Annotated in this window: 15 protein-coding genes; 5 read left to right on the top strand and 10 right to left on the bottom strand. The window is 72.6% G+C overall.

Going from position 1 to position 17,543, the window contains the following annotated elements; all coding sequences use genetic code 11:
• Nucleotides 1-348: 348 nt before the first annotated feature.
• Nucleotides 349-1,596, bottom strand: coding sequence for a phosphoribosylamine--glycine ligase (gene purD / locus BOQ63_RS23720; protein WP_030278320.1), 1,248 nt, complete (start codon nt 1,594-1,596; stop codon nt 349-351).
• Between the two features lie 378 nt (nt 1,597-1,974).
• On the opposite strand from purD, the gene BOQ63_RS23715 reads away from it, so the two are divergent.
• The gene (locus BOQ63_RS23715) at nt 1,975-2,760 is read left to right on the top strand and encodes an SLATT domain-containing protein (protein ID WP_030278318.1); all 786 of its coding nucleotides are present in this window, start codon (nt 1,975-1,977) and stop codon (nt 2,758-2,760) included.
• A 15-nt stretch (nt 2,761-2,775) separates the two neighbouring features.
• On the opposite strand, the gene BOQ63_RS23710 is transcribed toward BOQ63_RS23715, so the two are convergent.
• From BOQ63_RS23710 to BOQ63_RS23700, 3 genes are all read right to left on the bottom strand, one after another.
• On the bottom strand, nt 2,776-3,423 hold the full coding sequence (locus BOQ63_RS23710; protein ID WP_030278316.1) for a putative DNA-mimic protein: 648 nt from the start codon (nt 3,421-3,423) through the stop codon (nt 2,776-2,778).
• A gap of 115 nt (nt 3,424-3,538) precedes the next feature.
• Nucleotides 3,539-4,588: a GntR family transcriptional regulator gene (locus BOQ63_RS23705; protein ID WP_063737827.1), complete on the bottom strand. Its 1,050-nt coding sequence runs from the start codon at nt 4,586-4,588 to the stop codon at nt 3,539-3,541.
• A gap of 148 nt (nt 4,589-4,736) precedes the next feature.
• Nucleotides 4,737-5,534 carry a carbon-nitrogen family hydrolase gene (locus BOQ63_RS23700; protein ID WP_030278312.1) on the bottom strand — a complete coding sequence of 266 codons (798 nt, stop codon included), beginning with the start codon at nt 5,532-5,534 and terminating at the stop codon, nt 4,737-4,739.
• Between the two features lie 172 nt (nt 5,535-5,706).
• On the opposite strand from BOQ63_RS23700, the gene BOQ63_RS23695 reads away from it, so the two are divergent.
• Nucleotides 5,707-6,528, top strand: coding sequence for a maleylpyruvate isomerase family mycothiol-dependent enzyme (locus BOQ63_RS23695; RefSeq protein WP_030278310.1), 822 nt, complete (start codon nt 5,707-5,709; stop codon nt 6,526-6,528).
• Nucleotides 6,529-6,717: 189 nt separating this feature from the next.
• Nucleotides 6,718-7,542 (top strand): BRO-N domain-containing protein, encoded by an 825-nt coding sequence (locus tag BOQ63_RS23690; protein ID WP_072654922.1) that lies wholly within the window; start codon nt 6,718-6,720, stop codon nt 7,540-7,542.
• A 57-nt stretch (nt 7,543-7,599) separates the two neighbouring features.
• Here the strand turns inward: BOQ63_RS23690 and BOQ63_RS23685 are convergent, their stop codons facing one another.
• The 3 genes from BOQ63_RS23685 to BOQ63_RS23675 all read right to left on the bottom strand — a co-directional run bounded on the left by BOQ63_RS23685 (nt 7,600) and on the right by BOQ63_RS23675 (nt 11,634).
• Complete coding sequence (locus BOQ63_RS23685) at nt 7,600-8,952, bottom strand: MFS transporter (RefSeq protein ID WP_030278305.1); 1,353 nt, start codon at nt 8,950-8,952, stop codon at nt 7,600-7,602.
• A 59-nt stretch (nt 8,953-9,011) separates the two neighbouring features.
• Nucleotides 9,012-10,244 carry a M64 family metallopeptidase gene (locus BOQ63_RS23680; RefSeq protein WP_078866953.1) on the bottom strand — a complete coding sequence of 411 codons (1,233 nt, stop codon included), beginning with the start codon at nt 10,242-10,244 and terminating at the stop codon, nt 9,012-9,014.
• A gap of 157 nt (nt 10,245-10,401) precedes the next feature.
• Nucleotides 10,402-11,634 (bottom strand): benzoate/H(+) symporter BenE family transporter, encoded by a 1,233-nt coding sequence (locus BOQ63_RS23675; RefSeq protein ID WP_072654921.1) that lies wholly within the window; start codon nt 11,632-11,634, stop codon nt 10,402-10,404.
• A 205-nt stretch (nt 11,635-11,839) separates the two neighbouring features.
• On the opposite strand from BOQ63_RS23675, the gene BOQ63_RS23670 reads away from it, so the two are divergent.
• Nucleotides 11,840-12,754 carry a hypothetical protein gene (locus BOQ63_RS23670; RefSeq protein WP_030278301.1) on the top strand — a complete coding sequence of 305 codons (915 nt, stop codon included), beginning with the start codon at nt 11,840-11,842 and terminating at the stop codon, nt 12,752-12,754.
• Nucleotides 12,755-12,836: 82 nt separating this feature from the next.
• Here the strand turns inward: BOQ63_RS23670 and BOQ63_RS23665 are convergent, their stop codons facing one another.
• Genes BOQ63_RS23665 through pdhA form a run of 3 tightly spaced genes read right to left on the bottom strand, consistent with a single transcriptional unit; the run spans nt 12,837 to nt 16,423 of the window.
• On the bottom strand, nt 12,837-14,279 hold the full coding sequence (locus BOQ63_RS23665; protein ID WP_150476077.1) for a dihydrolipoamide acetyltransferase family protein: 1,443 nt from the start codon (nt 14,277-14,279) through the stop codon (nt 12,837-12,839).
• Between the two features lie 15 nt (nt 14,280-14,294).
• Nucleotides 14,295-15,269 (bottom strand): alpha-ketoacid dehydrogenase subunit beta, encoded by a 975-nt coding sequence (locus BOQ63_RS23660; protein WP_030278299.1) that lies wholly within the window; start codon nt 15,267-15,269, stop codon nt 14,295-14,297.
• Entirely contained in the window at nt 15,269-16,423 is a 1,155-nt protein-coding gene (gene pdhA / locus BOQ63_RS23655) for a pyruvate dehydrogenase (acetyl-transferring) E1 component subunit alpha (protein WP_030278298.1), read from the bottom strand. Before pdhA ends, BOQ63_RS23660 begins: the two co-directional genes overlap by 1 nt.
• A gap of 425 nt (nt 16,424-16,848) precedes the next feature.
• Here pdhA and BOQ63_RS23650 point away from each other — a divergent pair, with 425 nt between their 5' ends.
• Complete coding sequence (locus BOQ63_RS23650) at nt 16,849-17,508, top strand: response regulator (protein WP_030278297.1); 660 nt, start codon at nt 16,849-16,851, stop codon at nt 17,506-17,508.
• The last annotated feature ends 35 nt before the right edge of the window (nt 17,509-17,543 follow it).

Here is a 17,543-nt window from a genome sequence, read left to right as displayed (position 1 = left end):
CCGGCCGATCGCCGTCCAGCATCCCCCCGCGGGCGCGCCGCTACCCGGCGGCGACCCCGGCGCACGGCCCGTCGCACGGCGATCCAGCGCACCATAAGGCCGGGCGCCCGGTTGCGTCAGCTGGATGCGGTTGCTGTCACCCGATGGGCTGGAATCGGGCCGCCGAACGGTGCGTCGGCCCCCGGAGCCGCTCCTGCCCCGGAAACGCCGGGAGCGCTGCGCCCTGCGGGTTGTTTCCCCTCCCCCGGGGGTCCGCAGGCTCGCGCCTTTCCAGCGGCTCGCTCGCCGAAAGTGCACGGCGGCCCCCGTGCGAGCGGTTCGCACGGGGGCCGCGGGGGCGTGGGTGCCTCAGGCGGTGGCCGCCTTCAGCGCGATGTCGGTGCGGTGCTGGCCGCCCTTGAGCGAGATCCGCGCCACGGCCGCGTACGCGCGGTCGCGCGCCTCGGCCAGGTCGGCGCCGGTCGCGGTGACCGACAGGACGCGGCCGCCGGCGCTCAGCACCCGGCCGTCCTCGTCCGCCTTCGTCCCGGCGTGCAGCACGTACGCGGTGCCGTCCGCCTCGGCCTCGGCCAGGCCCTCGATCGGGTCGCCGGTGCGCGGCGCGGCCGGGTAGCCCTCGGAGGCGATGACCACGGTGACGGCCGCCCCCTCGTCCCAGCGCAGCGGCTCCAGCTGGTCCAGGGTGCCGGTGGCGGAGGCCAGCAGGACACCGGCCAGCGGGGTGCGCAGCCGGGCCAGCACGACCTGGGTCTCCGGGTCGCCGAACCGGGCGTTGAACTCGATCACCCGGGTGCCGCGGGAGGTCAGCGCCAGACCCGCGTACAGCAGGCCGGAGAACTCGGTGCCGCGGCGGCGCAGCTCGTCCACGGTCGGCTGCAGGACGGTGTCCAGCACCTCCTGGACCAGCCCGGCCGGCGCCCACGGCAGCGGCGAGTAGGCTCCCATGCCGCCGGTGTTGGGGCCCTCGTCGCCGTCCAGCGCGCGCTTGAAGTCCTGCGCGGGCTGCAGCGGCAGCACGGTGGTGCCGTCGGTGATCGCGAACAGCGAGACCTCGGGGCCGTCGAGGTACTCCTCGATGACCACGCGCTCGCAGGAGGCGGCGTGGGCCAGCGCGGCCGCGCGGTCGGAGGTGACCACGACGCCCTTGCCGGCCGCCAGGCCGTCGTCCTTGACCACGTAGGGGGCGCCGAAGGCGTCCAGCGCCTCGGCGGCCTCCTCCGGGGTGGTGCAGACGTAGGAGCGGGCGGTGGGCACCCCGGCGCCGGCCATCACGTCCTTGGCGAAAGCCTTCGAGCCCTCCAGCTGCGCGGCCGCGCCGGAGGGGCCGAAGACCGGGATGCCGGCCGCGCGCACGGCGTCCGCGACGCCGGCCACCAGCGGGGCCTCTGGGCCGACCACGACGAGGTCGGCCCCGAGCTTCGCGGCCAGGTCGGCGACCAGGGCGCCGTCCAGCTGGTCGACCGGGTGGACCGTCGCCACCTGGGCGATCCCGGCGTTGCCCGGGGCACAGTGCAGCTCGGTCACGGAGGGATCTTGGGACAGGGAGCGGCACAGGGCGTGTTCGCGGGCGCCGCCGCCGATGACGAGGACCTTCACGCCAGGCAGCGTAGTCGGTGGCCGGTTCCGGCCGCTCTCCGGTCCCGTCAGATCGTCGTCGGATCCTCCAGGAGAAGCGGTCCGTGAGCCGACGAGATAGGAGGATCCTCCAATTCGGACGGGCCCGGGTGCGCGGTCGGTGTCCGGGTCAGGACGGCAGGTCACCGGGGCCTCGCTCGGACGGGTGAAATCTCGCCGCCCCCCGCAACCCTCCCACCTCGGGTTCCGGTGGCCGAAACCGGTAACGATCAGCGGGGAAGCGCCCCCATGGTCAGCCATTTGGCGGTAAGAAGTGCTGTTGGAGAACCACCGGCAGACGTCATGTCAGCCGATGCGCCGACAGACCAAGCCGCCCGCCCGCCACAGGGAGCCCCACAGGTGAGCCAGCCGGAAATGCAGCCCGAGGAGAGTGCCTGGGGCAAGGAGATCGGCGAGGAGGACCAGCCCGCCGCAGCCGTGGCCCGGCGGGCCACCACCCGCCGCCGGACCGATCTGAGCGCCCGCCAGTTCCCGCTCGGGGACTGGGGCGAGCCCGCCGAACGGCTGGAGGAGCTCTACCGCTGGTCCGAGGAGCGGGCGGTCGAGGCGATCGAGTGGTACCGCCGGGACCGGATCTGGAAGCGCCGCTGGGCACGCCTGCTGCGCTTCGGGTCGGCCGGCTTCGCCGTCGGCGGGGTGACCGCCCCGCTGGTGGACCTGACCGGCGCCGTCGCCCACGGCACCAGCTGGGGGTACGTGGGCCTGGCGCTCTCCGCCGCCTGCTACGGCGCCGACCGGGTCTTCGGGCTCACCTCCGGCTGGATGCGGGACGTCTCCACCGGGCAGGCGCTGCAACGCCGCCTGGAGGCCTTCCAGTTCGACTGGGCCTCGGAGTGCGTGCGCGAGGTGCTCGGCCCGACCGAGGGAACCGCGGGCGAGGCCGCCGAACGCTGCCTGGGCGTGCTGCGCCGGTTCTGCGAGGACGTGTCGGACATGGTCCGCACCGAGACCTCGGAGTGGATGCTGGAGTTCCGCGCGTCGATGACCCGGCTGCCCACCCAGACCGCCGGGACGTGGGGAGGGCGCACCGAGCCCGGGGCCGGCGCCCAGGTGCGGGTGCTGCCACCGCCTGGGACCAGGCCCACCATGCCGCGCCAGCGGCCGCCGGAGGGGCCACTGCGATAGGCGGTCGGGACGGCGCTACGCGAAGACGATCATCGAGCCCTGGCTGACGCTCCTGGTCGCCGCCGCGTACAGGCCCGACCAGGCGTGCCGCTCCCGGGCGAACGGGTGCACGTCGTCGATCGGCGGTCCGAACGGCTGCTCCAGGCCGGTCGGGCCGAGCGGCCGGGTCGGGTCCGGCGGGTTGAGCGGGTCGATGCCCAGCGCCGGTGCCACCGCCTGCAGTTCGCGCAGCAGCCCGTGGCTGGAGCCGAGCGGGCCGCCGGAGGCGAGCAGCACCTCGTCCACCAGCGGGGTCTGGAACTCGACCGGCACGTACGCACCGGCGTGGTCGAAGTGCCAGACCAGATGGGACTGTTCGGCACTGCTCTCGAACATCTCCAGCAGTTGCTCGTAGTCGCCGCCGAGCGAGTCGACCGGGGTGATGTCCAGGCCGGTGAGACCCAACAGGTAGGCGCGGCGCAGGAAGTGCAGCGAGTCGTAGTCGAAGGCGGCTATCGGCTCGACCGCTCCGCTCAGCCCGGGGACGAACTGGTAGACCGGCACCTCGGGCAGCCCGCGCGAGGTCAGCACCGCGTTGTAGAGCGCGAGGTCGTCCCGGAAGGGGTTGTCGGGGCTGTGGCTCAGCACGTCCACCAGCGGGACGAGCCAGAGGTCGCAGGCCATGGCCGGCAGTTCCTCTCCGGACGGCGGGATCGCCCGCGGGGGCGGGGCGACGACGGGGGGCGGAGTCGGTACCCGGAGGGCCCGTGCGGGGCACCCGGTTCGACGACCGCCCACCCTACCGGCCCGGGGCCGGGTGCGGATCGGGCCGTCCCCTCGGGGCCTCGGGGGGCGGCTCGGGCAGCCGTCGGCCGAACCGGGTGTGCGGCACCCAGCGCGGTTGCGGCACCAGACCGAGGCCCAGCCCCAGTTCGCGGCCCAGCTCCCGGCCGATCTCGTCGCCCCGGCGGGGCCGCCCGGACCGGTCCCCGCCGGGCGCGGGGGCGGACCCGGCCCGGGACCCGGCCCCGGATGCGGACTCGGTTCCGGAGGCCGTCCGGGCCGGCGGCTGCGGCGCCCGCGGCTCGACCGGGACGGGCAGCGGCTCTCCGTCGGCCACCTCGGTGAGCAGCCCGAGCACCGGCACCGACTCCAGCGACTGCCCGGCCAGCCCCGCCAGCAGCCGGACGGTGAACAGGTTGTACTCGCAGATGATCCGGTGCGCACCGGCCAGGTCGTGGGCTCCGATCGCGTCGACCAGGTCCGGGTGGCGGTCCCAGCAGACCCCGCCCAGGGCGGGCATCGCCCGCAGGTAGGGCGCGGCGAACATCCAGGACTGCACCCGCAGCCAGTCCAGGTAGTCCCCGATCCGGCGGTTGCCGAGCAGGGCGGAGACCTCCTGCCAGAACCGGCGGTCGCAGCCCACCATCACGTCGAGGTTCCCGGCCCGGGCGGCCCGCACCGCCGCGTCGGCCCGGCGGCGCAGCGAGGGCAGCCGGGTGAGGTCGGGCAGCGCCCGGCGGGTGGAGAACTGGCGGTAGAAGCTGTCGGTGAGCAGCACCCGGGCCTCGAAGACCTCCAGGAAGTCCTCCCAGCACAGCTCCGGCACGGTGAAGCCGCGGTGGTGCTCGGCCCGCAGCAGCCCCTGCGCACCGAGGTCGACCAGCGCCTCCCGGGCGGGGGTCGCGGAGACTCCGTACAGCTCCGCGATCTCCTTGACCGTGAAGTTGCGACCCGCCTCCAGCCGGCCGGCCATCATCTCCTCGCGCAGCGCGCCGGCGATCTGCTCGCGCAGGCTGTTGCGGTGGATGACCGGGTGGGGGGTGTCGCCGGCGCCGGTGCCGGACATGCGCGCGACCTCCTCGGGCAGGCCGCCGTACCGACCCGCGACGGACCGGCCGACCGGCGGCAGGGAACACGACGAGTGCTCATCTTCTCAAACCGGCCCGGGGCAGGTCCGAACCAACCCACCCGACGACCCTCCCGGCGGACAGGCCCTACCGCTGGACGGGCGCCGGAATGCCGAGCAGGCGGTCCCGCAGCACCGGGAAGTCCTCGCGCGCCCGGCCCACCTCGGCCGGGTCGAACTCCACGGTCAGCACCTCCTCCTCCGGCCCCGCCTCGGCCAGCACCCGGCCCCACGGGTCCACCACCACGCTGTGCCCGGCCTGCTCGACCCCGGCGTGCGTTCCGGCGGTGTTGCAGGCCAGTACGAAGGCCTGCTCCTCCAGCGCCCGGGCCCGGGCCAGCAGCGTCCAGTGCTCGCGCCGCTTGGCCGGCCAGGCCGCCGGGACCACCAGCAGCTGGGCGCCGGCATCCAGCAGCGCCCGGAACAGCTCCGGGAAGCGCAGGTCGTAGCAGGTCGCCAGGCCCAGGGTGCCGAACTCGGTCGGCGCCGTGACGATCTCCTGTCCGGCGCCCATCACCACCGCCTCGCCGCTGTCGAAGCCGAAGCGGTGGATCTTGCGGTAAGTGTGCACCAGCTCGCCGTCCGGGGCGAACACCATCGAGGTGTTGTAGATCGGCCCGTCCGGGTCGCGTTCGACGATCGAACCGGCGTGCAGCCAGACGCCGGCAGCCCGGGCAGCCGCCGCCATGGCGTCCGAGGTGGGTCCGTCCAGCGTCTCGGCGCCCTCCGACCAGAGGTCGTGGGCGAAGCCGCCCAACGGCCACAGCTCCGGCAGCACCACCAGGTCGGCGCCCTGCTGCGCCCGTACCAGCGACGCGGCCCGGGCCCGCCGTTCGGCGGGCGGCTCGGCGTCGGAGACCGCGAGTTGGATCAATGAAGCGCGCACAGTACCACCGTCCACGGCAAGAGACCTACGATCGTCACCCGAAAGCGCTGCCCAGCTGTCTCCCGGCAGCGTAACGTGCGGTTAGCGTGTGCGCCCGGAAGCCGGACATCCCGGCCGACCGCGACGGCCGGGCGCGGAGCGTAGGAAAGCTGACGGAGGGCCGGAGATTCCCGTGACGGACAACCAGACCGTGCAGGCTTACACCGAGGCGTGGACGCACAGCATCGAGTCCATATCGGAGCTGGTCGCCCCCCTCCCCGAAGGCTCCTGGAACCGGGCCACCGAGTGCCCCGGCTGGTCGGTCCGGGACGTCGTCTCGCACGTGATCGCGGTGGAGTCCGAACTGCTCGGCGACCCCCGCCCGATCCACTCGCTGCCGCGTGACCTTCGCCACGTCACCACCGAGTTCGCCCGCTACATCGAGCTGCCCGTCGACAAGCGCCGCTGCCACACGGCGCTGGAGATGACCAGCGAGCTGGAGTACACGATCATCCGCCGCTCCCGCGCGCTGCGGAACGCCAAGCAGACGCCCGGCGAGCTGGTCCGCTGGCCGGCCGGGCCGCTGGCCGGGGAGCTCCCGTACCACGAGTTGCTGCGGATGCGGGCCTTCGACGTCTGGGTGCACGAGCAGGACCTGCGCCGGGCCCTGGACACCCCCGGCAACCTGGCCGCCCCGGGCGCGCTGGTCGCCCGGGACTTCCTGCTGGAGCGGCTGCCCAAGGCCGTCGCCCACACCGCCGGCGCCCCGGCCGGGACGACCCTGGTGGTCGACGTGACCGGCCCGGTGGAGTTCCTGCGCACCGTGCGGGTGGACTCCACCGGCCGCGGCAGCGTGGACGAGTCGATCAGCCTGGCGCCCGACGTCCAGCTCACCATGGACTGGGAGACGTACGTCCGGCTCGCCTGCGGGCGCGGCCGGCCCGGGCCGGTGACCGTCGAGGGGGACAAGGAACTGGCCGAGCGAGTGCTGGCCAACTTCTCCGTCACCATCTGAGGTTCGTCGGCGCGCACCACCCGGCGTACACGCACGACCGTGCGCCGGGTCGGCACCACTCGTGCATCCATGCGTCAACGCCGCACCAGCAACCTCACCTGTTCGGCCTCGTTTCTCCGGGCAGTCATGCCGTCACCCGGTAGAAGGAGGAGCGTCCTGATGGACGACGAACAGGGGTAGCAGGAAGAGATGGTGCTGGTGCGGTCGAGCTTCCCGGTCACGGGGCAGCCGATCCGCGTCGTGATGATCGACGGGGAGCCGTGGTTCGTCACGGCGGACGTGTGCACGGTGCTGGACCGAGGCAGCGCGAGCCGCGCGACGAGGAACCTCGATCCCAGCGACACGCGGACTGTGGATATGCGCCTCGTATGCCTGCCCAAAAGTCAGGCATACGACGTTTCCGCAGGTCAGAAACTGTACAGCCGAGGAAATCCATTCCTGGTCCTGGTCAGCGAAGCAGGCCTCTACTCCCTGTTGATGCGGTCCAACAAGAAATCCTCCAAGCCCTTCAGGGACTGGGTCACCCGCGACCTCCTCCCCTCCGTCCGCCGTGGGGACACCGACGTCCCGACCCAGCAGCGGCGGATGGCGGAGACCCTGGCCCAGGCGATCGGCCAGCAGGTGCGGATCGTCGCGGAGATCGACCACGAGGGCTGGCCCGGCCCGACCGTCCACTCGGACGGGACGGTCCACTGCCGGCACGGGGAGATGGTCCTCCACCTGCCGGGCCGGGAGGAGGACAGCGGACCACCGTTCGGCGCGTACTTCGCCTGCCCGGGCGGGGAGCGGGTCGGGATCCGGGGCAGCCGGGTCGTCCCGGGGTGCCGGAAGCTGAAACTGGTGGAGCTGCTCCGCCTCCGAGAGGCAGCGATCGAACGATCGCAGCCAGTGGCCCACTCGGCTCCCTCGCCGACGATGCCACCGGAGGGCATGGTCCTGTGCCTCATTGACCGGGCCCGGATCTACGGTCGCCCACCGGAGATCACCGAAGTCCTCCGCGGCATCGGGTCGTAACAGCGGCCAACTATCACTTTCAGTGATAGTTGGCCGAATTTCCCCAGGTCAGAAACGCTACGCATCGACCTTCCGCCGCAGGCGGAGGATCATCAGCGTCCCCACCGCCAGCGGCACGTACTGCCAGCAGAACGCCCAGCGGAAGGCGGTGGCCGAGTACGCCTCGGCGCCGGCCGGGGAGACCGCGTCCAGCAGCACCCCGATGCCGAAGAGGGTGATCATCGTGCCGATGAAGCCGCCCATGTTGACGATCCCGGAGGCGGTGCCGAGCCGTTCGGCCGGGTTGCGGGTGCGGGCGTAGTCCAGGCCGACGAGTGAGGCCGGGCCGTTGCTGCCCATGACCAGGATGATGCCAACCAGCAGCCACATCGGGGGGTGGCCGCCGGGCCAGGCCAGGACCAGGGCCCAGCCGAGGCCGGTGGTGGTGATGACGGTGAGCACGATGGGCATCCGGGCCCGCGCCGTGCGGGAGAGCAGTCGGCCGAAGAGGAAGCCGAAGCTCATGTTGGAGAGCACCAGCAGGGTCAGCAGCCCGCCCGCCTCGCCCCGGGACATGCCCTGGGCCTCGACCAGGTAGGGCATGCCCCAGAGCAGGCCGAAGGCGTTGCCGGGGAACTGGGTGGTGAAGTGGACCCACAGGCCCAGCCGGGTGCCCGGCTCCCGCCAGCAGTCCAGGACCTGCCGCCGGACCTTCGGGCGGGCGGCGGCGGTCGGCGGGTCGACGGGCCGTACGGCCGCCGGCGCCTCCCTGAGGAACAGCGCGACCAGCGCGAAAACCGCGACGCCGAGCAGCGCGACAGCGGTGAAGGTGGGCGTCCAGCCCTCGCTGTGCAGCGCCTGGGCGAGCACCACGGTGCTGACCAGGTTGCCGCCCATCCCGGCCAGGCCGGTCAGCTGGGCGACGAAGGGGTTCTTCGCCGCCGGGAACCACCGGGCGGCTATCCGCAGCACGCTGATGAAGGTCATCGCGTCGCCGCAGCCGAGCACCGCCCGGGAGGCCAGGGCCGGGGCGAAGGAGGAGCTGAAGGCGAAGGCCAGCTGCCCGGTGCTGAGCAGCAGTACGCCGAGCAGCAGGACCCGGCGCGGTCCGAACCGGTCGACCAGCAGGCCGACCGGGACCTGCATGGCCGCGTAGACCAGCACCTGGAGGATCGAGAAGGTGGACAGCGCGGAGGCGCCGATGCCGAAGCGCTCGGCGGCGTCCAGTCCGGCCACCCCGAGGCTGGTGCGGTGGACGACGGCCAGGACGTAGACGCTGACGCCGATGGACCAGGCCACCCAGGCCGCACGACCGCCGGGCGGAGCAGCCTGGACAACGGTTACGGCCGGGGTCGCGGCGGCGGCCCGGGGAGCGGGTTCGGAGGAGGACGGGGACGGGGCTGCGGCTGAGCGGGCGGGCTCCACGGTCATAGTTCGTCCAGGTTAGTCATCCCATGATGGGAGGCCCAGCCTGGGGTGAGGGGGCCTGCTCAGCCGGTGACCGTCCAGGACACCGACCGGGTCATGTAGCGGTCCCGGAAGGCCTCGTCCCGGACCCAGTCCGTGGTGTCCCGGACGGTCGCGGTGACGGTCGCGGTACGGCCCGGGACCAGGTTCAGCTGCGCGGTGTCCAGCACCCCGCCGTCCGCGACCGGCGGGCTCACCGGGACCCCGTCCACCTTCCACTCCACCTTCAGCTGCCGGGGGCCGGTCAGCGGCAGCGGCCGGGCGTCCAGCCGGGGCCGCCCGGTGACCTCGCCGGGCGGCGGAGAGGGGGCGTCGGTCGGCCGGACCCTGCGGTACAGCTCCTCGATGATCGCCTCGCGGGAGGGCAGGTTGTACGCACTGCCCAGCGTGCGCATCACCGAGTCGGGGGTGGGCCGGTAGAGGCCGTTGGCGCTGCGGTACGCCCCGACGGTGCCGGCGCCGTCCGGGGACACCGCGCCCAGCCAGCGCCACCACTTGGTCTGCTTCTTCTTCATGTCGTCGGCGTTGAGGGTGGAGAGGTTCGGGTAGTCGGCGTCGTCGGGGGCGCTGTCGTACTCGTCGCCGAGGTCCCCCACGGTGTGCCCGATCTCGTGCTGGATGATCCGCCCGGCGTCCGGGCTGCCTCCGGCCAGGGTGGTCACCCCGGTGCCCCCGGCACCGCCGTACTCCGTCGAGTTGGCCAGCGCGATCAGGTACTGCGGCCCGGCGCCGTCGCCGGCGTAGCGGGCGGTGGCGCTCTCGTCGGCGCAGAGCAGCCGGGCGGTCCCCTCGCACCAGAAGTGCATGCCCAGAGGGGTGGCGGGGTTCCGGCCGTGGCTCTCGGTCTCCGCTATCCCGGAGACCGGGGAGACCACCTCGACCCTCCGTATGTTGAAGAACCCCTGGTAGGTGCGGAACGGCTCGATGTCCATCAGGGCGTGCCAGGTCTTGTCGACCTGCTGCCGGAACAGCTCCTGTTCGTCCGCCGTGTAGCCGTCGCCGAGGAGGACCAGGGTGATCCGGTTGGACGGGTCCCCGGTCCGGCGTATGTCGAAGGTCGGGGCGGCCGCGGGTATCCGTTGGTCGGCGCGGATCGCGGTGTGCGGGGGCACGGCCCGGTCGAGGACGGCACCCGGTCCGATCACGACGAACGGCGACGGGCCGGCCAGTTCCAAAGCGGCCGGGAGCACGGCGGTGGACACCAGTACGAGGGCGGCCAGACTCCGGACGAGACGGCCAGGGTTGCCAGCAGGCATACGGGTGCGTCCTCGGGGTTCCGGTCACCCGGTGTCGCCCGGGTGGTGGAGCGGAGACGTACCCGGAGCGGCGTGTCGCCCCCACCGGCGGACGAAAAAGTCACCGACCTGGCCGAACGATCCGCATTGTCCCGGCCATACCAACCAATTCCGCCGATCAGTGCGGGGCGCGCTTCCCCAGGTCCAGCAGGAGGTGGGTGCCCAGCCCGAAGAGCAGCCCCCAGAAGGCCGAGCCGATGCCGAACAGGCTCATCCCCGATGCGCTGGCCAGGAAGGTGACCACCGCCGCGTCCCGCCCGCGCTCCTCGGCGACCGCCGCCGCCAGGCTGCCCTGCAGCGAGGCCAGCAGGGCGACCCCGGCGATCACCGCGATCAGTTCCTTCGGCAGCCCCGTGAACAGGCTGACCAGCACCCCGCCGAAGCTGCCCACCAGCACGTACCCCGCGCCCGAGGACATCCCCGCGACGTACCGGCGGCGCGGGGCCGGGTGCGCCTCCGGGCCCGAGCAGATCGCCGCGGTGATCGCCGCCAGGTTCACCCCCGGCGAGCCGAACGGCGCCACCAGCAGCGACACCAGACCGGTGGTGCCGATCAGCAGCCGGTCGTCCGCCCGGTAGCCGAAGGCCCGCATCACCCCGAGGCCCGGCGCGTTCTGCGAGGCGAGCACGACGATGGTGAGCGGCAGCGCCAGCCCCACCACGGCGGACCAGGAGAAGGCCGGCACCGTCAGCACCGGCACGGTCGGCCCGCCCGTCCCCAGGTGCAGCGGCAGTCCGACGGTGAGCGCCGCCAGCACCCCGCCGACCAGCAGCGCGACCGGTACGGCGTACCGCGGCGCGAGCCGCTTGGCCAGCAGGAAGGCGGCGAAGCTGCCCACCACCAGCACCGGCGCGCTGTGCACCGCGCCGAAGATCCCGGCACCGAAGGAGAACAGGATGCCCGCCAGCATCGCGTTCACGATCCCCACCGGCACGGCGGCGATCAGCCGGCCGAACCAGCCGGTCACCCCGAACAGCGTCACCACCACCGCGCTCACCAGGAACGCCCCGACCGCCTCCCGGTACGGGTAGCCGCCCAGGCTGGTCACCAGCAGCGCCGCCCCCGGAGTGGACCAGGCGGTGACCACCGGCGTCCGGGTCCACCAGCTGAGCGCGAATCCGCTCACCCCGCTGCCGATCGCCACCGCCCAGATCCAGGACGCGGTGTGCGCCGGGTCCAGCCGCCCGGCGGCGGCCGCCGCGAGGACCACCACCAGCGGCCCGGAGAACGACACCGCGACGCAGACCAGCCCCGCCAGCAACGCCGGCGCCGACGCGTCCCGCCGCAGCGACCGGCGTTCGCCGTCCCCGGCCGCCGTCTGTTCCGGTCGAATCGTCAGCTCATCCGTCATTCCGGCAGTATCCCGAAGCCCGGCCGAAGACTCCCGGAAAAAGTTTTCGATCCACCTGCAACCCCCGACGGTGATGGACGTCTATCAGGGTGAAGGCACGGAGAGCGAGACCGGCGGAGCCGGGGGGCGCTTCCGCTCACCAGGAGCGGAGCCGGTCGTCTTCACCCAACACACCGTCAGGCCCATGACCTTGGGGAGTCACGTCATGCGTACGTCCGTTATCAACCGTTTTGCGAAGAACGACCGCGCCTTCTCCGGCCGCCGCCGCATCGCCGTCCTCGCCGCCACCGCCGTCCTCGCGGGCGGCGTCCAGGTCCTCGCGATGAGCGACACCGCCTGGGCCTGCGGCGACGCCCGGTTCGGCACCTCTCCGGTGTTCGACCCCTCCGTCCGCAAGCCGACCGTCCCGAACTCGGACTTCCGCGACCCCCTGTCCAACAGCCTTGCCGCCGACGGCAGCTGGACCGAGTTCGGAGTGGGGATGACCAACTTCACCGGAGCCGACGTCGCCAAGGCCGCGCCGAGCTTCAGCCTGGCGGGCACCTCCCTGCGTACCAGGGACGTACGGGTCGAGGTCGAGCAGAACGGCAGCTGGAAGCCGCTCGAGCTCAACGCGGGCTGCATCGGGATCGACGCCGACACCGACTCGCTGGCGCAGCCGCTGGCCAACGGCCGGGCCGCCGACTTCGTGTTCCGGGTCTCGCTCTCCCCCGCCTCGCCGAAGGACCTGAGCACGCTGACGCTGGTGACGGACGCCGTCACCGACAAGGCCACGCTGGAGTACTGGGGCAACCGCACCGTGAAGGTCACCCACCCCAGGACCGCGCCGACCACCGGGAAGCCGACCCCGGCCGCCAAGCCCGCACCCGCCAAGCCCGCACCCGCCGAGCAGACCGCCGCCAAGCAGGCCGCCGAGAAGACCGAGCAGCCCTCCGCCGGGTCCCCGGCTCCGCAGGCCACTCCTTCCGCGCCGGCGGCCTCCGCACCGGCCGGCACCGCCGAGCTGGCCCACACCGGCTCCTCCGGCACCGACACCTTCCTCGCCACCTCGGCCGCCGCGCTGCTCGCGCTCGGCGCCGGCGTCCTGCTCGTCGTCCGCCGCCTCCGCCGCCAGCGGTAGTCGACGGTCTGGTACGGCGAAGGGGCCCTCGCTCCGCACGGCGGTGCGGAGCGAGGGCCCCTTCGTCATGTCTCCGGAGGCGTCAGCCCCAGGTGATCAGGCGCTTCGGGAACTCCAGCAGGCCGGCGATGTCGGCCAGCACCTTGGAGCCCAACTCCCCGTCCACCAGCCGGTGGTCGAAGGAGAGCGCGAGCGTGGTCACCTGGCGCGGGACCACCTTGCCCTTGTGCACCCACGGCAGCTCCCGGACCGCGCCGAAGGCCAGGATGGCCGCCTCGCCCGGGTTGAGGATCGGGGTGCCGGTGTCGACGCCGAAGACGCCGACGTTGGTGATGGTGACCGTGCCGCCCTGCATGTCGGCCGGCGAGGTCTTGCCCTGACGTGCCGTCTCGACCAGCTCGCCGAGCGAAGTGGCCAGGCCCGCGAGGGTCTTGGACCCGGCGTCCTTGATGTTCGGGACGATCAGGCCGCGCGGGGTGGCCGCGGCGATGCCGAGGTTCACCTGGCCCTTGACCACGATCTCCTGGGCCGCCTCGTCCCACTGGGCGTTGATCTCCGGGTGCCGCTTGATCGCCACCAGCAGCGCCTTGGCGACCAGCAGCAGCGGGCTGACCCGGACGTCCCGGCCCAGCTCGCCGCTCTCCTTGAGCTTGCGGACGAACTTCATCGTGCGGGTCACGTCGACCTGGACGAACTCGGTGACGTGCGGGGCGGTGAAGGCCGAGGCCACCATCGCCTGCGCGGTCGCCTTGCGGACGCCCTTGATCGGCACCCGGACGTCGCCCGCGCCGGACACCGGCACCGGGGCCACGACGGCCTCGGCGGCCTCGACCACGACCGGCTCGACGGCCGGGGCCGCCGGAGCGGCCTGGGCCTCGGCATAGGCGTGCAGGTCCTCGCGGGTGATCACGCCGTCCCGGCCGGTCGGGGTGACGGCCCGCAGGTCGACGCCGAGGTCCTTGGCCAGCTTGCGCACCGGCGGCTTGGCCAACGGCCGGGCGCCGAGCTGCGGTTCGGCCACCGGTCCAGTCGGGACCGGGGCCGGGGCCGCGGGCGCGACCTGGGCCGGCTGCGGGGCGGCCGCCTTCGTCGTGGTGGTGGTCGTCCGCCGGGCCCGGCGCTGGGCGGTGCCGGTGCGCGGGCCGTAGCCCACCAGCACCTCCCGGCGCTCCGGCTCGGCCTCGGCGGCCGGCGCCGGCGCGGCAGCCGCGGCCGGCGCGGGTGCGGCAGCCAGAGCGGGTGCGGCGGCCGGCGCGGCCCCCGCCTCCCCGGCCACCGCGACCGAGATGATCACGGTGCCGACGTCGACCGTCGAGCCCTCGGGGAAGAAGAGCTGCTCGACGACCCCGTTGAACGGGATCGGCAGCTCCACCGCCGCCTTGGCGGTCTCCACCTCGCACACGACCTGCCCGTCGGTGACGGTGTCACCGGGCTTGACGTACCAGCTGAGGATCTCGGCCTCGGTGAGGCCCTCGCCCACATCGGGCATCTTGAACTCGCGGAGCGAGCGAACTTCGGTGGTCATCTACGCTCCCCGGTATCAGTACGCGAGCGCGCGGTCGACGGCGTCGAGCACGCGGTCCAGGTCGGGGAGGAAGGCCTCCTCGACGCGGGACGGCGGGTACGGGGCGTAGTAGCCGCCGACCCGCAGGACCGGTGCCTCCAGGTGGTAGAAGCACCGCTCCGTGAGCCGGGCGGCCAACTCGGCGCCCATGCCCAGGAAGACCGGCGCCTCGTGCACCACGACGGCCCGACCGGTGCGCTTGACCGACTCCTCCAGGGTGGTGAAGTCCACCGGGGAGAGCGAGCGCAGGTCGACGACCTCCAGCCGGCGGCCGTCCTCCTCCGCGGCCGCGGCGGCTTCCAGGCAGACCTTGACCATCGGGCCGTACGCGATCAGCGTCGCGTCGGTGCCGGGGCGGACGATCCGGGCGTCGTGCAGCGCCAGGTCGGCGGTGGCGCCGACCTCGCCCTTGTCCCAGTAACGCCGCTTGGGCTCCAGGAAGATGACCGGGTCGTCGGACTCGATGGCCTGGCGCAGCATCCAATGCGCGTCGTGCGCGTTGGACGGCGTGACCACCCGCAGACCGGCGGTGTGGGCGAAGTACGCCTCGTGCGACTCGCTGTGGTGCTCGACCGCGCCGATACCACCCGCGTAGGGGATGCGCACGGTCACCGGCATCTTGACGTGGCCCAGCGCACGGGCGTGCATCTTGGCCAGCTGGGAGACGATCTGGTCGAAGGCGGGGTAGACGAACCCGTCGAACTGGATCTCCACCACCGGGCGGTAGCCGCGCAGCGCGAGGCCGATCGCGGTGCCCATGATGCCGGACTCGGCCAGCGGGCTGTCGATCACCCGGTCCTCGCCGAAGTCCTTCTGCAGGCCGTCGGTGATCCGGAAGACGCCGCCGAGCTTGCCGATGTCCTCGCCCATCAGGACGGTCTTCGGGTCCTTCTCCAGCGACTTGCGCAGCGCGTCGTTGAGCGCCTTGGCGATGCTCAGCTGACCGGCCATCAGTGGTTCTCCCCCGCCTCGAAGGAGGCCGCGTACTCGACGTACTCGGCCCGTTCCTCATCGACCAGCGCGTGCGGCTCGCTGTACACGTGGTCGAAGATCAGCGTCGGGTCCGGGTCCGGCATGCTGCGCACGCCCTCGCGCACCCGCAGCCCCAGCTGCTCGCTCTCGGCGTCGACGGCGGTGAAGAACTCCTCGTCCGCCAGTCCCTCCTTCTCCAGGAGGGTGCGCAGCCGCAGGATCGGGTCCTTGGCCTTCCAGGCCTCGGTCTCCTCGGCGAGCCGGTAGCGGGTCGGGTCGTCGGAGGTGGTGTGCGCGCCCATCCGGTAGGTGAAGGCCTCGATCAGCACCGGGCCGTTGCCGCTGCGAGCGTGGTCGAGCGCCCAGCGGGTGACCGCGAGGCAGGCCAGCACGTCGTTGCCGTCGACCCGGACGCCCGGGAAGCCGAAGCCGGAGGCGCGGCGGTACAGCGGGATCTTGGTCTGGGTGGTGGTGGGCTCGGAGATCGCCCACTGGTTGTTCTGGCAGAAGAAGACCACCGGGGCGTTGTAGACCGAGGCGAAGGTGAAGGCCTCGTTGACGTCGCCCTGGCTGGAGGCGCCGTCGCCGAAGTACGCGATCACCGCGTCGTCGGCGCCGTCCTTGGTGATGCCCATCGCGTAGCCGGTGGCGTGCAGGGTCTGCGCGCCGATCACGATGGTGTACAGGTGGAAGTTCTTCTCGTTCGGGTCCCAGCCGCCGTGGTTCACACCGCGGAACATGCCGAGCAGGTTCAGCGGGTCGACGTCGCGGCACCAGGCCACGCCGTGCTCGCGGTAGGTCGGGAAGGCGTAGTCACCGGTGCGCATGGCCCGGCCGGAGCCGACCTGGGCGGCCTCCTGGCCGAGCAGCGAGGCCCACAGGCCCAGCTCGCCCTGGCGCTGGAGGGCGGTCGCCTCGCCGTCGAACCGGCGCACCAGCACCAGGTCGCGGTAGAGCGAGCGCAGTTCCTCCGGAGTGGTGGTCAGGGGGTAGTCCGGGTGCTCGACCCGCTCGCCTTCCGGCGTGAGCAGCTGTACGAGCTCCGGCTGGGCGTCCGTCCCCGTGGCGCGGAGGGTGTCAGGGACAGCGGGGGCCGCCTTCTTGCGAGCCCTCGCCGTGCTTTTGACGGTCACGTTCACTCCTCGGTCTGTCCGGCCGCCCGGGGTCGCCGGTGACCGGTCCGGTCACCGCCTCGCGGGGCGCGCGTGGGTGTGCGCACCTACTGCGTGGCAGGTGGTGATCCTGTTCCGACGGCGTCCCTCACGAGAACGTTACCCAGCGTCCGCCCTTGGCGCGCTTGCGCTAGGACGTCCTACTTGTTCAGGGCCTACAACCCCGAGGGTGCCGCGCCCGGCTCGCCGTCGGAAGGGTGGGGGTGACGGTCGGCGTGACGCAGCTCTCAATTCGAGCGCCTTCAGGACACCAGCGCACGTTATCCGGGCGGAAGCCCGTACGTAAGGGGGTTCTCGGTATCGGTTTCGGCGGCTGTGGCCGGATCACGCCTTTACGGCGCTGCGAACGATACGCCTTGTGTACGGTGATATGGGAGGCTTTGGGCGTGACTGATAACGGACAAATCAGGGTGTTCCTGCTCGACGACCACGAGGTCGTCCGCCGGGGGGTGCACGATCTGCTCTCGGTCGAGGACGACATCGAGATCGTCGGCGAGGCCGGCACGGCCGCCGAGGCGCTCACCCGGATTCCCGCGGTCCACCCCGACGTCGCCGTGCTCGACGTCCGGCTGCCGGACGGCAACGGGGTCGAGGTCTGCCGGGAGATCCGCTCCCGGCTGCCGGAGATCAAGTGCCTGATGCTGACCTCGTTCTCGGACGACGAGGCCCTGTTCGACTCGATCATGGCGGGCGCCGCCGGCTACGTCCTGAAGGCGATCCGCGGCACCGACCTGATCACCGCCGTCCGGGACGTCGCGGCGGGCCGCTCGCTGCTCGACCCGGTCGCCACCAGCCGGGTGCTCGCCCGGCTGCGCGACGGCGGCGAGAGGGAGGACGAACGGCTGGCGCAGCTCACCAAGCAGGAGCGGCGGATCCTGGACCTGATCGGCGAGGGGATGACCAACCGTCAGATCGGCAACGAGTTGCACCTCGCCGAGAAGACGGTGAAGAACTACGTCTCCAGTCTGCTCGCCAAGATGGGCATGGAGCGACGCACCCAGGCGGCGGCGTACGTGGCGCGGCACCAGGCCGACCACCAGCACTGAACCCTGGCCCTTTCACACTCCTGACGGTTTGTCAA

It is taken from the genome of Streptomyces viridifaciens (genome assembly GCF_001888885.2).
Classification (GTDB): Bacteria; Actinomycetota; Actinomycetes; order Streptomycetales; family Streptomycetaceae; genus Kitasatospora; species Kitasatospora aureofaciens.
Note: the sequence above shows the minus strand (reverse complement) of the source record. Positions and strands in the feature narration are given on the sequence as shown.

Bases quoted from the DNA above. Each gene is read 5' to 3' on its own strand.
- BOQ63_RS23685 (WP_030278305.1), bottom strand. From the start codon at position 8,952: ATGACCGTGGAGCCCGCCCGCTCAGCCGCAGCCCCGTCCCCGTCCTCC.
- BOQ63_RS23660 (WP_030278299.1), bottom strand. From the start codon at position 15,269: ATGGCCGGTCAGCTGAGCATCGCCAAGGCGCTCAACGACGCGCTGCGC.
- BOQ63_RS23670 (WP_030278301.1), top strand. From the start codon at position 11,840: ATGCGTACGTCCGTTATCAACCGTTTTGCGAAGAACGACCGCGCCTTC.
- BOQ63_RS23680 (WP_078866953.1), bottom strand. From the start codon at position 10,244: ATGCCTGCTGGCAACCCTGGCCGTCTCGTCCGGAGTCTGGCCGCCCTC.
- BOQ63_RS23690 (WP_072654922.1), top strand. From the start codon at position 6,718: ATGGTGCTGGTGCGGTCGAGCTTCCCGGTCACGGGGCAGCCGATCCGC.
- BOQ63_RS23710 (WP_030278316.1), bottom strand. From the start codon at position 3,423: ATGGCCTGCGACCTCTGGCTCGTCCCGCTGGTGGACGTGCTGAGCCAC.
- BOQ63_RS23675 (WP_072654921.1), bottom strand. From the start codon at position 11,634: ATGACGGATGAGCTGACGATTCGACCGGAACAGACGGCGGCCGGGGAC.
- BOQ63_RS23705 (WP_063737827.1), bottom strand. From the start codon at position 4,588: ATGTCCGGCACCGGCGCCGGCGACACCCCCCACCCGGTCATCCACCGC.
- BOQ63_RS23665 (WP_150476077.1), bottom strand. From the start codon at position 14,279: ATGACCACCGAAGTTCGCTCGCTCCGCGAGTTCAAGATGCCCGATGTG.